The sequence below is a fragment of the Nocardia sp. CS682 genome (assembly GCF_004634405.1).
GTDB lineage: Bacteria > Actinomycetota > Actinomycetes > Mycobacteriales > Mycobacteriaceae > Nocardia > Nocardia ninae.
Map to the genome: position 1 here is coordinate 1935257 of NZ_CP029710.1, position 12694 is coordinate 1947950.

The following is a 12694-nucleotide window of genomic DNA, read 5'->3' on the forward strand; positions in this document are numbered from 1 at the left end:
ACACCGTCCGGCGCAGGGCCGTGTCGGTGTGCGTAGGTAGAATTCGTGCCGACGAAGGGGTAACTGGTGAAAGATCTGGTCGACACCACGGAGATGTATCTCCGTACCATCTACGACCTCGAGGAGGAGGGCGTGGTGCCCCTGCGTGCTCGCATCGCCGAGCGCCTCGAACAGAGTGGACCGACGGTGAGCCAAACCGTCGCTCGGATGGAGCGCGACGGTTTGCTGCTGGTCGCCGGAGACCGTCATCTCGAGCTGACCGAGAAGGGCCGCAGCATGGCGGTCGCCGTGATGCGCAAGCACCGGCTCGCCGAACGACTGCTCGTCGACATCATCGGCCTGGACTGGCAGAACGTGCACGCCGAGGCCTGCCGCTGGGAACACGTGATGAGCGAGGACGTCGAACGGCGTCTGGTCGAGGTGCTCAACCACCCGACCACCTCCCCCTATGGCAACCCGATCCCCGGCCTGGACGAGCTGGGCATCGCGGCGCCGGCCTCCGCCGAGGAAACCCTGGTCCGGCTCTCCGATCTGCCGCAGGGCCAGGTGCACGCCGTCGTGGTGCGCAGGCTGGCCGAGCACATCCAGACCGACCCCGAGGTCATCGGTCAGCTGCGTGAGGCGGGCGTGGTGCCCGACGCGCGCGTGACCGTCGAGAACAAGCCGGGCTCGGTGGTCATCACCGTGCCGGGCCACGACGGATTCGACCTGTCCGACGAGATGGCGCACGCCGTCCAGGTCAAGCTGGTCTGACGCGTGAAACTTCTGGTCACCGGCGGTGCCGGGTACGTCGGCGGGGTCTGCGCGCAGGTGCTGCTCGAAGCAGGCCATGAGGTCGTCGTGGTCGACGACCTGTCCACCGGCAACGCCGAGGGCGTCCCGTCCGCCGCCCGCTTCGTCGAGGGCGACATCGCGCAGGCCGCGACCGCCCTGATCGGTGCCGAATCCTTCGACGGCGTCCTGCATTTCGCGGCGCAATCGCTGGTCGGTGAGTCGGTGCAGCAGCCGGAGAAGTACTGGCACGGCAATGTGGTGAAGACCTTCGAGCTGCTGGAGGCGATGCGCAAGGCGGGCACGCCACGACTGGTGTTCTCCTCTACCGCCGCCGTCTACGGCGAACCGGAGCAGGTGCCGATCACCGAGGACGCGCCGACCCGGCCCACCAACCCGTACGGTGCGTCGAAGCTCGCCATCGATCACGCCATCACCTCCTACTCGATCGCGCACGGACTGGCGGCGACCAGCCTGCGCTACTTCAATGTCGCCGGCGCCTACGGTGGCCTCGGCGAAAACCGCGTGGTGGAAACACATCTCATTCCGCTGGTGCTGCAGGTCGCGCTCGGGCACCGCAAGGCGATCTCGGTCTTCGGCACCGACTGGCCGACCCCCGACGGCACCGCCGTGCGCGACTACATCCACATCCGCGACCTCGCCGAGGCCCACCTGCTGGCCCTGTCCACCTCCGAGCCGGGCACGCACCGCATCTACAACCTCGGTAGCGGCACCGGATTCTCGGTCCGCGAAGTGATTTCGGCGTGCGAACGCGTCACGGGCCTGCCCATCACCGCCCAGGACGCCCCCCGGCGACCCGGCGACCCGGCGATCCTCATCGCCTCCAGCGAACGGGCCATCGCCGACCTCGGCTGGCACCCGGAACACAACGATCTCGACGAAATCGTCTCCGACGCCTGGGATTTCCTCCAGTCGCTCGGCCCCCGCGCACACAGCGCTCGCTGAATACCCGCGTCCCGCATCGACCGGGGCAGCACGGCCGTCCACCTCCGCCGAGCTGCCCCGGTCATCTGCTTCGTACCCGCGGACCCAGGGGATCGACGGTCGCCGAGCGCTGGCCCGCGCCCGGTGGGTCGTCCACGCCGCTGTTCACCGTGTGCCCTTCGCGGACACCACCGGCGTAGCGGCCCGCGGCGGCGCCGACCCGGTAGCCAGTGGCACGCGGCTCGGTGACCGCTGGAGGCAGGCAGCACAACCCCGTGTCGGGCTGGGGCTTCACGAGGCTGGAGAACCTAGATCGATACCGAGGTCCGCGGCCGTGTCGTAGCCGCTGCGGGCCAGGCGGCGCAGTTGGTCGGGACGCATACCGAGGTGCAATGAGGTCTCCAACAGTGTCGCCAAAGGGTGGTCGGGGTCGGCATCCAACGCGGCGTCCAGCGCGATGCCTGCGAGCGGTCCGTCGCCGCGCACGTAGGCGCTGTACCCGAGCAGTGCTGCCGCTTCGGCTCGATCGCGGCCGGTCAAGGCGCGGGTCAGGGCCGCCCACAAGCCTTCGGCGGCCACGGCGTGATCGCCGACGGCCAAGGCGAACATGGTGTCGCGGACCGCTCGATCCCGCAGGGCCGCGGCGAGTTCCGCGATTTCGGGCACCATGAGCTGCCCGCCGGATTCGGTGTTCGCGATCTGCCACAGCACATAGTCGAGCGCTTCCCTGCTGTAGGAGCTCGGATCACCGCGCCGCACCGCCCGCGCATATCGATCACGAGCCACGGCGACCGCACTGTCCAAGAGCGCCGCCACCTGATCTTGCAACTCGACGTCCTCCACCACCATTGCGGTCAGTTCCGCTCGGGAGCCGCGCACGTGCTTGCCGTCGAGCACGTTCGACAGCGCGACCACCGAGGTCGCCGGATCCGGCAGCGCCCCACGCCGATCCGGGCCGAGCAAGCTCCACCAGCCTTCCTCCGCCTCGATCGCGCACACCGCCCATGCGCCGGCCAGCGCGATATCGTGCGCGGCGAGCCGCCGGTCCAATGCGTCGATCAACACCTCGAATCGCCCGGTGCCGCACTGCTCCCCGATCTCCGACCGGTGCTCCGTCGGTTCCACGGCCCGATCGTCGACCACGACCGCCAAAACCTCGGCGACGTCATCGTGCGCGCAGATCTGCATCACACATTTCGCCACCATCCCGGCCCGCAGCCTGCGCCGCCCGCCGTCCTGGTCCAGATCGAACCGCACCACCGCGTCGATGATCGCCCCGCCACCGCGCCCCGGCGCCGACCGCAACACCAGCACAACCAGCGACCGCTCCGGCGGAAAGCCGATCATCGCGGGCACCGCCGCGATCAACTCCCCCGGCTCGTCCACGTGCACAGCACTATCCGGCACGGCCGCCTCGAACGGCGGCGCCTGATCGGCACATACCACCATCCGCTCGTGCTCGTCCAGCTCGAATACGTCCCCCTCGGTCAGCGCACCGAACCCGGCATCCAGCGAATCGCCGATCCGCTCGAGATCCGCCTCGAGCAGAGCCGCGCCGGCCTGATCGAGATCCGCGGCGAGCACAGCGTCTTCGGCTCCTGCAGAGTCACCACGTCGCACTGTGTCGTCTGTCCGGTCGGGGTCCACGCCGAGCGCGGCCGCATCGGTCAGGTCGATATCAGCGGGGAGCGCGGCCTCTTCCGCCCGCGCAGCACTTTCCAGCCACGCAGCGTCCGCCCGCACATCGACGGAATGCTCGCTGCCGTCGAATCGCTCGTCACCATCCGCACGCTGCGTACCGTCCTCCTTCTCGCCTCCCGGCCGAAGAAACTGGCACGAGCGCATCGCCGCAGCGAGACTCACAGGTGCTCGGGAACTGGATTTGCCGCGCAGCAGCGACGGTCGCGCACAGAAGAGCTCATCGTCGGCAGGCCCGGTGCCGCTGTGCTCGGAATCGGCCTGTGCCGCAGCACGACCGGTGGGCTGAGGGTTCGAGGGAGTGGTCATGGCGTCGAGACTGCCCGCCACCCGCACCGAACCCGACGCGCTGACCAGGCGATTCAGCCACCCTGGGGAATTCCTCCGCGCTGTGGACAACTCAGCCGCGGCAACCCGCCACCACCACTCGCCTGTCCGCGAGAACTGCTATCGTCCCGCGCCGGCTACCCGCCGCACCGCCGTCGTGAACAGCTCGTCCACCGCCGCCACATCCGGCTCGGCACCGGAAAAAGACATATACGTCACAGTGATTCGCACATCATCGACCTGCCCGACCGCCGTCCGCATCGTCTCGGTCAACCCGGCCCCGCCGACATCCGGTGTCACCGTCCGCCGCAACGCCAGCGCATCGTCCGCGTCGACCGACGGAGCAGGCACGAGCTCGGTCGTCACGGTCGTCAGCGCCCCACCCCGGCTGACCCGCACCGACGCACACTGTTTCAGCTGGCTGCGCAGCGCGGCGAGCGGCTGCTCGGTCCGCGTCAACTCCACCGTGAGGGTGGCTCGCGTGGCATCGTCGGTACCGACGGCGATCTCAGTCTTGTTCGCCCCGAACACCTGCTGCGGCGGCGTACATCCCTCCGGCTGTACCCGCGCACCCCGTCCGGCTCCGGTCAGATCCCCGGCCGCCTGTGCCGCCGCTTCGGGCGGCAACACCACCGCCGGATACCTGGCCGGGAACTGCGCCGGTGCGACCAGCAAAGTCGACAGCGCGGCACCCACCTGCCGCGTCACCACCGTCTGCTCGACCGCGACCGGATGACCGGCCACCGTCGCCCCACACCCGGCGAGCAACCCCGCACCGGCCGCGGCCATGGCGAAGCTCACCCCCCTGCGCGCCGAATCCGCCACAGTCACCCGACCCACTGTGCCAAACTCCCGGTGCCCACCCGCCTCGCCACGCCGCCCCACCGGGAATGCGCGGGGCGCCGACGCTGTTGGCTCGTCGTATGGGTCGGTGTCGCGCCCGTGCTCGGTGACGGTCACCGGCATGGGGGACAATGGACATGGTCCCCGTCTCGGACGCCGCTCGTCTCGAACGACTCAGGTGTCGAACGCCCGAGCAGCAGCCGGGCCGGCGGACCCGCGCAGGAAGGAGTACGCGATGGACCACGAGTCGCGAATGTACGAACTGGAGTTCCCAGCTCCGCAGCTGTCGTCCGACGACGGCGCGGGTCCGGTCCTGGTGCACGGACTGGAAGGTTTCACCGATGCCGGGCATGCGGTGCGGCTGGCCACCACGCACCTGCGCGAGAGCCTCGAGAGCGAACTGGTCGCCTCGTTCGATGTGGACGAGCTGCTCGACTACCGCTCTCGGCGCCCGCTCATGACGTTCAAGACCGACCACTTCTCCGAGTACGCCGAGCCCGAGCTCAACCTCTGGGCCCTGCGTGACACGGCGGGCACCCCGTTCCTGCTGCTCGCGGGCATCGAGCCGGACCTGCGCTGGGAGAAGTTCACCACAGCGGTCCGCCTGCTCGCCGAACAACTCGGCGTCCGGCGCAGCATCGGCCTCAGCGCCATCCCGATGGCGATCCCGCACACCCGTCCGCTCGGCGTGACCGCGCATTCCTCCGACCGCGATCTCATCCCCGAACATCAGCGCTGGCCCGGCGAGTTGCAGGTGCCCGGTAGCGCGTCCTCGCTGCTGGAATACCGGATGGCCCAACACGGTCACGAGTCGGTCGGCTTCTCCGTGCACGTGCCGCACTACCTCGCGCAGACCGCGTACCCGGAGGCCGCGCAGACCCTGCTGGAGAACGTCGCCGACAACGCGGGCCTCGACATTCCGCTCGCCGCACTCGGCGAGGCGGCGGCCAGGGTGCGCGAACAGGTCAACGAGCACATCGCCGGAAACTCCGAGGTGGAGACGGTCGTGCACGCGCTGGAGCGCCAGTACGACAGCTTCGTCAGTGCGCAGGAACGCCAGTCGAGCCTGCTCGTCGGTGACGGCGAACTGCCCAGCGGCGACGAACTCGGCGCCGAATTCGAGCGCTTCCTCGCCGAGCAAGGCGGCTACGAGGGTGAGGAAGGCCAGCCACCGGGCGAACAGCGGTAGCAAGCCCGGGTGCGGCAGCCCGTAGGGTGTTCGGAGTGGATCTGACCGAGCTGCTGGAGATACCGGGAACCGACGCCGACGCGCTCTACGAGTCCTTCGGGGCGTGGGCGGCCGAGCAAGGCACCCCGCTGTATCCGGCGCAGGACGAGGCGCTGATGGAGTTGGCGTCGGGATCCAATGTCATCCTCGCGACGCCGACGGGTTCCGGTAAGTCGCTGGTCGCGGTCGGCGCCCACCTCATCGCGCTGGCCCAAGGCAAACGCACCTACTACACCGCGCCGATCAAAGCGCTGGTCAGCGAGAAATTCTTCGCCCTGTGCGAGGTTTTCGGCGCCGAACGCGTCGGCATGGTCACCGGCGACGCCGCGGTCAACGCCGACGCACCGATCATCTGCGCCACCGCGGAAATCCTCGCGAACCTCGCCCTGCGCGAGGGTTCGGCCGCCGATGTCGGCCAGGTCGTGATGGACGAATTTCATTTCTACGCCGACCCCGACCGCGGCTGGGCCTGGCAGGTCCCGCTGCTGGAACTCCCCCGTGCCCAGTTCCTGCTGATGTCCGCCACTCTCGGCGAGGTCGACTTCTTCGCCAAGGACATGGAGCGCCGCACCGGCCGGCCGTCGGCGATCGTCGCGGGCACCGAACGCCCGGTGCCGCTGACCTTCTCGTACGCGCGCACCCCCATCACCGAGACCCTGGAAGAACTCGTCACCACCCACCAGGCCCCCGTCTACGTGGTGCATTTCACGCAGGCCGCCGCCCTCGAACGAGCGCAGGCACTGACCAGCGTGAATTTCGCCACCCGCGCCGAAAAGGACGCGATCGCCACGGCACTGGGCGAATTCCGCTTCGCCTCCGGCTTCGGCAAGACGCTGTCGCGGCTGATCCGCCACGGTATCGGCGTGCACCACGCGGGCATGCTGCCGAAGTACCGCCGCTTGGTCGAACGACTGGCCCAAGAGGGTCTGCTGAAAGTGGTCTGCGGCACCGACACCCTCGGCGTCGGGATCAACGTCCCCATCCGCACCGTGCTGCTCACCGGCCTGACCAAGTACGACGGCGTGCGCACGCGCAGGCTGAAAGCCCGTGAGTTCCACCAGATCTCGGGTCGCGCGGGCCGCGCGGGGTACGACACCATGGGCACGGTCGTGGTGCAGGCCCCGGAGCACGAGGTGGAGAACACCCGCCTGCTCGCGAAGGCGGGCGACGATCCGAAAAAACAGCGGAAAGTGGTGCGGCGCAAGCCACCCGAGGGTTTCGTCTCATGGAGCGAGGAGACCTTCGACCGTCTCGTCTCCGCCCAGCCGGAGCCGATGGTCTCCCGTTTCACTGTGACGAACTCCATGCTGCTCAACGTGATTGCGCGTCCGGGCAACTGCTTCGACGCCATGCGCCACCTGCTCGAGGACAACCACGAGCCGCGCCCAGCCCAGCGCAAACACATCCTGCGCGCCATCCGCCTCTACCGCGCGCTGCGCGACGCGGGGGTGGTCCAGCAGCTCGACGAACCCGACGCGCAGGGCCGCCGCGCCCGCCTCACCGTCGACCTGCAACGCGACTTCGCCCTCGACCAGCCGCTGTCGCCGTTCGCGCTGGCCGCGTTCGAGCTGCTCGACAAAGACGCGCCCAGCTATACCCTCGATGTGGTGTCCCTCATCGAATCGACCCTCGAGGATCCGCGCCAGCTGCTGATGGCTCAGCAGCACAAGGCGCGCGGCGTGGCGATCAATGAGATGAAGGCCGACGGCATCGAGTACGACGAGCGGATGGAACTGCTCGAAGAGGTCACCTGGCCCAAACCGCTGGCCGAGCTGATCGAGCCCGCCTTCGAGACCTACCGCGCCGGGCACCCGTGGGTGTCGGAGTTCGCGCCGTCCCCCAAGTCGGTGGTGCGCGACATGATCGAGCGGTCGATGACCTTCGCCGAGCTGATCTCACACTACGAGCTGGCCCGCTCAGAGGGCGTGGTGCTGCGCTATCTCGCGGATGCCTACCGTGCGCTGCGCCGCACCGTGCCGGACGCCGCGCGCACCGAGGAACTCGACGACATCACCGAGTGGCTCGGCGAACTGGTCCGCCAGGTCGACTCCAGCCTGCTCGACGAGTGGGAGCAGCTCACCAACCCCGGCGCGGAGATCGACGCCGACCAGCTCGCCTTCGGCGCCGAGACGGTGCGCCCCATCTCCGCCAACGAGCGCGCGTTCCGGGTGATGATCCGCAACGCCATGTTCCGCCGGGTCGAGCTGGCCGCGCTGCGCCGCTGGGACGCGCTGGCCGAGATGGGCATCGGACCGGATTGGGAGACCGAACTGGCCCCCTACTTCGCCGAGTACGACAGCATCGGCATCGGTCAGGACGCGCGCGGACCGCAACTGTTCCAGATCGAACGAAGACCCGGTTTCTGGCAGGTGCGCCAGGTCCTCGACGACCCGGCGGGCGACCACGGCTGGTCGATCGTCGGCGTGGTGGACCTGGCCGAGTCCGATGCCGCCGGCGAGGTCGTCTTCGACGAAATCACGGTGTCCGCAGGCTGACCCCGCACCGCCGCCCCACCCCGATATCTACAGAATCCATACAGGTCACCGCCCTCTTCGCGCCCGTATTCTGGTGCCGTCCGGGGGTGCTACCGACGCGAGGTTTGACGGATTCGTTTCTGGGTAGGGGCCGCTGATACTCTCTCCGCTGCTGCCAAGCGAAAGATCAACTATGCCCGAATCACCGTTCCTTGTCATCTATCCCGAGCGAGTGCGCGAGAACTACAGCGCACTCCATGCCGTCATGCCCGCGGCAAGGATTCGCTTCGCGGTCAAGGCAAGCCCGGTGCCGGAGATCATTCGAGCACTCGACGAGGAAGGCGCCGAGTTCGATGTCGCCAGCATCGGCGAGATCGAGCTGTGCCGCGCGCTCGGTGTCGAACCGGACACACTCTGCTACGGCAACCCGATCAAGAAGGCCGCCGACATCGCCCGCGCCTACGCGTTGGGCGTGCGCCGGTACGCCTTCGACACCGAGGACGATCTGCTGCGCATCGTCGAGCACGCGCCGGGCTCGGAGGTCGAATGCCGCTTCCTGGCTTCGGCGCCGGAGTCGCGCACGCCGTTCGGCGCCAAGTTCGGCTGCACGCCGGGCGAGGCGTTCCGGCTGCTGGTGCGGGCGCGCGATCTGGGGCTGATCGTCGGCGGGCCGTACTTCCACGTCGGGTCCCAGCAGCTCAATCCGGACGCGTGGCGGATCGGCATCGAGCAGGCGGGCCGGATCGTGGAAGCGTTGGCCGACAAGGACATTCACGTCCGATCCGTGAATATCGGTGGCGGACTGCCGATCGCGTACGCCGACCCGGCGCCCGCGCTGCCCGAGATCGCGGCGGTGGTCGACGCCGCCGTGACCGAATTCCTGCCCGAGACCGCCGGATTGGTGGTCGAACCCGGCCGCGCGCTGGTCGGTTCCGCGGGCATCATCCATGCCGAAGTCGTCGGCGTGCGCGTCGCGCCGGACGGCCGACGCTGGGTGTATCTCGACATCGGCCGCTACAACGGAATGGCCGAGACAGAGAACGAGTACATCGCCTATCGGTTCCTCACGGACCGGGACGGCGACCCCGTCGACGAGGCGGTGGTGGCCGGTCCGACCTGCGACGGAGACGATGTACTGTATCAACGCACGCGAGTCCTCCTACCGACCACGTTGCGAGCCGGTGATCGCATTCAGATCCTCGACACCGGCGCCTATACCGCGAGCTATTCGTCGGTGTCCTTCAATGGTTTTCCGCCCTTGACCGTTCATGTCTCGGGCGCTGAGCGAGAGTGAGTTTGCCATGACGGCGGATTTCACCGGCTGGCATGTGCTGGCCGAGTTCGGTGGTGTCGACGCGACCCTCTGCGACGACCTCGAACGCCTCGAATCGGCGTTGCGTGAGTCTTTGATCGCGGCGGGCGTCACCATCTGCGATGTCGTACACAAGAAGTTCGATCCGCAGGGGGTGACTGTCCTCGCGCTGTTGTCGGAGTCTCACGCCTCGATTCACACCTATCCAGAGTCCGGCGACATCTTTGTCGACGTCTTCACCTGCGGCAGTATCGGCGCCGGTGCGTCGAAGGCCGTCGAACTATTGCGAGACAAGTTGTCTCCCAAGGATGTTCGCATGCAGGTCATCCGCCGCGGGCACGGCTCGCAGCGGATCGAGGAACCGGTGGGCGCGGGCCTGACCCGCATCTGGGATCTGCACGAAGTGATCGTGGACACCCGTACTCCGTTCCAGCACATGGTGATCGCGCGCACCGAGCAGGGCATCAGCCTGTTCTCCGACGACGATCGCCAGTCCACCGAGTTCTCCCAGCTGACCTATCACGAGGCGATGATGGTTCCGGCCTTCGCGCTCGCCGCGAAGCTGGACAAGGTGCTCATCATCGGTTCCGGTGAGGGTGTGGCCAGTCAGATGTCGGTCGCCGCCGGCGCGACACTGGTCGACCACGTCGACATCGATCAGCTCGAGGTCGAGCTGTGCGCCGAGCACCTGCCCTACGGCTACACCAGCGCCGACCTGGCCGCCGCCGTCAAGGGCGAAGGCCCGATCAAGGTGCACTACGCCGACGGCTGGGACTTCCTCGCCAAGGCCGCCGAGGCCGGGACGCGCTACGACGTCATCGTGATCGACCTGCCCGACGAGCGGGTCGAGGACGCGCAGCACAACCGCCTCTACGAGTCGGAGTTCCTGTCCCGATGTCGGGCCCTGCTCGCTCCCGGTGGCGTGCTGAGCGCGCAGGCCGGTTGCGCGACCATGTGGCGCAACGAGACATTGAAGCGGTCCTGGAATCGGTTCCACGAGCAGTTCGGTACCGTCGTGCAGTACGGCAGCGACGAGCACGAGTGGACCTTCCTGTTCGGCACGAACGAGCAGCTGGCCGACCCGGTGCAGACCATGACCGACCGTTTGCCCACCCTGCCCTACCGGCCCGAAACCGTCGACGCGCGAGCACTCGTGCGCGGCGCGATCGAACCCCACGCCCTGCGCGTCTAGCACATCCTGAAACGCACCGGGCCCAGTTCCACTGGGACCCGGTGCGTTTCGCGTTTCGACGTGACGTACGTTGCATGCTTTGACGTAGGTTGCAGCGTGCGTCACGAGCACCTTTCGCCTGCGCCTCGGTGTCGCGGTCAGGAACGGTTGCGGTATTCCTCGACGTTCAGGCCGCCTACGCCCCAGTTGGTCAGGTCGACCTCATCGATGACCACGAAGGTAGTTTCCGGGTCCTTGTCGAGGACGGTGTGGAGTAGCTCGGTGACACCTTTGATCAAGAGCGCCTTCTGCTCCCTGGTGACGCCCTCGTCGGTGACCTTGATGTTCACGTAAGGCATCAGGCTGACCTGCCCGAGATGAACCCGCCGTCGACGGGGAGGACGTGGCCGGTGGTGAACCCGGCGTCGGCGAGATGCAAGACGGCGGCGGTCGTTTCGGATACCTCGCCGATGCGGTTCAGCAAAGCTAGTCGGCCGGAGGCGGTTTCGTCGCCTGCGCCGAACAGTGGGGTGCGGATGATGCCGGGGGCGACGGCGTTGACGCGGATGCCGTCGGCCGCTAGTTCCGCGGCGAGGCTGATGGTCAGTGCGTGCACACCACCCTTGCTGACCAGTGCCGCGGAGGCGGGTAGCCCGGCGAGCGCGTGGTCGACCAGCACCGTGCCGATGTTCACGATGCTGCCACCGGCTGCCTGCCGCTTCAGCTGACGCACCACCGCCTGCGTGGTGAAGTAGGTGCCCTTCAAGTTGCCGTTCACGAAGCTGTCGAGGTCCTCCTCGGTGACGTCCACGAACGGTTTGACGCCGAAGATGCCCGCGCTGTTCACCAGCACCTGCACCCCGCCGAACCGATCGACGGCGGTTCGCACCAGCTCGGAACCCGTTGCGGGAGAACCGATATCGCCCGCGAACATGGCGATCCGCTCAGGTGCGCCGAGCTCCGCGGCCACGTCGGCGAGCTTGACGGCGTCACGGCCGTTGAGCACCACGTTGTCCCCGCGCGCCACGAAGGCGCGGGCGATATCACGCCCGATTCCACTGGAGGATCCGGTCACGATCACCGTTTTCGTCATGTTCTCCTTCTTCCTTGAATACGACCGGTCGTCTTGGAATGCGTATGCGCAACGACCCGAGTCTCGAATAACAACTCTGATGAATGCCCTAGGTCAGGGCCGGAAATAGTCGTCCAGCAGACGGTCCAAGCACTTCTGCAGCGGTTCCAGCGTCCGATCGATCTTCATCCGGATCACCGCCCCCTCCCACGATTCCAGCAGCAGGTCAGCCAGGTCAGTCGCGTCGATATCGCCCCGAATCATCCCCAGCCCCTGCGCTTCTCGCAGCTGCTCGGCCACCCGATCCCGCCACGCCCCCAAGCCTGCGACAACGACTCCCGAAGCAGCTCACTACCTTCCAGCTCCCCACCCAGATTCGCGATCAAACACCCCCCGGTGAAGTCCGCCTCGACGAACTCCGCCATCAGCCCCCCGAAAAACGCCCGCAACCCGCTCACCGGATCCACCGCCGCCCCGAACGCCGCACTCAAATTCCGCTGCACACACAGCGAATGATGCTCGATCACCGCCCGCCCAAAACTCTCCTTGCTATCGAAGTAGTTATAAAACGACCCCTTGGGCACCCCCACCTTGTCCAAAACCTGCTTGATCCCCGTCCCGTGATACCCACTGGCCAAAAACCCGGCCGCCCCCTCCTCCACCAAAAGCTGCCGAGTATCCCCACTCCGTCGCGGTCGCGCCATACCCCAAATATACGACCGGTCGTCTACTAACGCAAACCCCAACTCGACGCTCGCGTTGAGCTGGTCAAGTGATCACGGGGAACTGATGTAGGCATCGGCCGAGAGCTCACCAACACCAGTTCCCCCTCGATCAATTATGTCGGTGGAGA

Annotated in this window: 13 protein-coding genes; 6 read left to right on the forward strand and 7 right to left on the reverse strand. The window is 67.5% G+C overall.

Going from position 1 to position 12694, the window contains the following annotated elements:
• Positions 1-66: 66 nt before the first annotated feature.
• Positions 67-753: a metal-dependent transcriptional regulator gene (locus DMB37_RS08475; RefSeq protein ID WP_135232226.1), complete on the forward strand. Its 687-nt coding sequence runs from the start codon at positions 67-69 to the stop codon at positions 751-753.
• A 3-nt stretch (positions 754-756) separates the two neighbouring features.
• Positions 757-1737 carry a UDP-glucose 4-epimerase GalE gene (gene galE / locus DMB37_RS08480; RefSeq protein WP_135232227.1) on the forward strand — a complete coding sequence of 327 codons (981 nt, stop codon included), beginning with the start codon at positions 757-759 and terminating at the stop codon, positions 1735-1737.
• A gap of 61 nt (positions 1738-1798) precedes the next feature.
• Here galE and DMB37_RS08485 read toward each other — a convergent pair whose 3' ends face one another.
• The 3 genes from DMB37_RS08485 to DMB37_RS08495 form a co-directional block, all read right to left on the reverse strand.
• Positions 1799-2011 carry a hypothetical protein gene (locus DMB37_RS08485; protein ID WP_135232228.1) on the reverse strand — a complete coding sequence of 71 codons (213 nt, stop codon included), beginning with the start codon at positions 2009-2011 and terminating at the stop codon, positions 1799-1801.
• Positions 2008-3723 carry a DUF4192 domain-containing protein gene (locus DMB37_RS08490; RefSeq protein ID WP_240772301.1) on the reverse strand — a complete coding sequence of 572 codons (1716 nt, stop codon included), beginning with the start codon at positions 3721-3723 and terminating at the stop codon, positions 2008-2010. Before DMB37_RS08490 ends, DMB37_RS08485 begins: the two co-directional genes overlap by 4 nt.
• Positions 3724-3861: 138 nt before the next feature.
• Entirely contained in the window at positions 3862-4572 is a 711-nt protein-coding gene (locus tag DMB37_RS08495; RefSeq protein WP_240772302.1) for a sensor domain-containing protein, read from the reverse strand.
• Between the two features lie 247 nt (positions 4573-4819).
• On the opposite strand from DMB37_RS08495, the gene DMB37_RS08500 reads away from it, so the two are divergent.
• From DMB37_RS08500 to speD, 4 genes are all read left to right on the forward strand, one after another.
• Positions 4820-5773 (forward strand): PAC2 family protein, encoded by a 954-nt coding sequence (locus DMB37_RS08500; protein ID WP_135232229.1) that lies wholly within the window; start codon positions 4820-4822, stop codon positions 5771-5773.
• A 35-nt stretch (positions 5774-5808) separates the two neighbouring features.
• Positions 5809-8307: an RNA helicase gene (locus tag DMB37_RS08505; RefSeq protein WP_135232230.1), complete on the forward strand. Its 2499-nt coding sequence runs from the start codon at positions 5809-5811 to the stop codon at positions 8305-8307.
• A 172-nt stretch (positions 8308-8479) separates the two neighbouring features.
• Positions 8480-9580 carry a type III PLP-dependent enzyme gene (locus tag DMB37_RS08510; RefSeq protein ID WP_135232231.1) on the forward strand — a complete coding sequence of 367 codons (1101 nt, stop codon included), beginning with the start codon at positions 8480-8482 and terminating at the stop codon, positions 9578-9580.
• 7 nt (positions 9581-9587) lie between these two features.
• Positions 9588-10790, forward strand: a complete 1203-nt coding sequence (gene speD / locus DMB37_RS08515; protein ID WP_135232232.1) for an adenosylmethionine decarboxylase — start codon at positions 9588-9590, stop codon at positions 10788-10790.
• Between the two features lie 137 nt (positions 10791-10927).
• Here speD and DMB37_RS08520 read toward each other — a convergent pair whose 3' ends face one another.
• The 4 genes from DMB37_RS08520 to DMB37_RS08530 form a co-directional block, all read right to left on the reverse strand.
• Positions 10928-11128: a 4-oxalocrotonate tautomerase family protein gene (locus DMB37_RS08520; RefSeq protein ID WP_135232233.1), complete on the reverse strand. Its 201-nt coding sequence runs from the start codon at positions 11126-11128 to the stop codon at positions 10928-10930.
• On the reverse strand, positions 11128-11862 hold the full coding sequence (locus DMB37_RS08525) for an SDR family NAD(P)-dependent oxidoreductase (RefSeq protein ID WP_135232234.1): 735 nt from the start codon (positions 11860-11862) through the stop codon (positions 11128-11130). Before DMB37_RS08525 ends, DMB37_RS08520 begins: the two co-directional genes overlap by 1 nt.
• 93 nt (positions 11863-11955) lie before the next feature.
• Positions 11956-12105: a TetR family transcriptional regulator C-terminal domain-containing protein gene (locus DMB37_RS41300; RefSeq protein ID WP_240772303.1), complete on the reverse strand. Its 150-nt coding sequence runs from the start codon at positions 12103-12105 to the stop codon at positions 11956-11958.
• Positions 12102-12503 (reverse strand): TetR/AcrR family transcriptional regulator, encoded by a 402-nt coding sequence (locus tag DMB37_RS08530; RefSeq protein ID WP_240772304.1) that lies wholly within the window; start codon positions 12501-12503, stop codon positions 12102-12104. Before DMB37_RS08530 ends, DMB37_RS41300 begins: the two co-directional genes overlap by 4 nt.
• Between the last annotated feature and the right edge of the window lie 191 nt (positions 12504-12694).

Bases quoted from the DNA above. Each gene is read 5' to 3' on its own strand.
- DMB37_RS08490 (WP_240772301.1), bottom strand. From the start codon at position 3,723: ATGACCACTCCCTCGAACCCTCAGCCCACCGGTCGTGCTGCGGCACAG.
- DMB37_RS08500 (WP_135232229.1), top strand. From the start codon at position 4,820: ATGGACCACGAGTCGCGAATGTACGAACTGGAGTTCCCAGCTCCGCAG.
- DMB37_RS08510 (WP_135232231.1), top strand. From the start codon at position 8,480: ATGCCCGAATCACCGTTCCTTGTCATCTATCCCGAGCGAGTGCGCGAG.
- speD (WP_135232232.1), top strand. From the start codon at position 9,588: ATGACGGCGGATTTCACCGGCTGGCATGTGCTGGCCGAGTTCGGTGGT.
- DMB37_RS08520 (WP_135232233.1), bottom strand. From the start codon at position 11,128: ATGCCTTACGTGAACATCAAGGTCACCGACGAGGGCGTCACCAGGGAG.
- DMB37_RS08525 (WP_135232234.1), bottom strand. From the start codon at position 11,862: ATGACGAAAACGGTGATCGTGACCGGATCCTCCAGTGGAATCGGGCGT.
- DMB37_RS41300 (WP_240772303.1), bottom strand. From the start codon at position 12,105: ATGATTCGGGGCGATATCGACGCGACTGACCTGGCTGACCTGCTGCTG.